We start from the raw sequence: 566 nt of genomic DNA, 5'->3' as shown, positions 1-566 counted from the left end.
GTGAAGTCGGCCACAAAATCGTCGCCGGCGTGCGCGTCGATCGCGCGCATACACGAGCCCGGAAGTACCAAGTCGCCTTTGCGCAACCGCACGCCGAAGCCCTCCACCTTGCGGGCCAGCCAGGCCACCGCGGTGAGGGGGTTGCCGAGCACCGCGTCGGTGCGGCCCTTGGCGACGACCTCACCGTTGCAGCTGAGGACCGCATCGATCCCTTTGATGTCGACGTCGCCCGGGGAGACGCGCGCCTTGCCCAGCACGAAACCCGCCGACGACGCGTTGTCGGCGATGGTGTCGCACAACTCGATCTTCCAGTCGGTGATCCGGGTGTCGATCAACTCGATCGACGGGACCAGCGCCTCGGTGGCCGCCAGCACGTCGTCCTCCGTGCAGTCGGCTCCCGGCAGGTCGGCGTTGAGGATGAAGCCGACCTCCACCTCGACCCGGGGCCACAGGTAGCGGCTCGCCTTAACCGGGGTGTCTTCGAACAATTGCATCTCGTCGAGCAAATGCCCGTAGTCCGGCTCGTCGACCCCCATCATCTGCTGGATCGCCTTCGACGACAGGCC

Annotated in this window: 1 protein-coding gene; it reads right to left on the bottom strand. The window is 66.6% G+C overall.

Annotation, left to right across the window (positions count from 1 at the left end; genetic code table 11):
* A partial coding sequence (locus A5701_RS26165; protein WP_067761042.1) for a 2-keto-4-pentenoate hydratase occupies positions 1-566 on the bottom strand: 566 nt, incomplete at both ends.

The sequence above is a fragment of the Mycobacterium sp. E3305 genome (assembly GCF_001666785.1).
Classification (GTDB): Bacteria; Actinomycetota; Actinomycetes; order Mycobacteriales; family Mycobacteriaceae; genus Mycobacterium.
The sequence above is the reverse complement of the archived record's forward strand: the minus strand, read 5'-3'. Positions and strand labels throughout refer to the sequence as shown.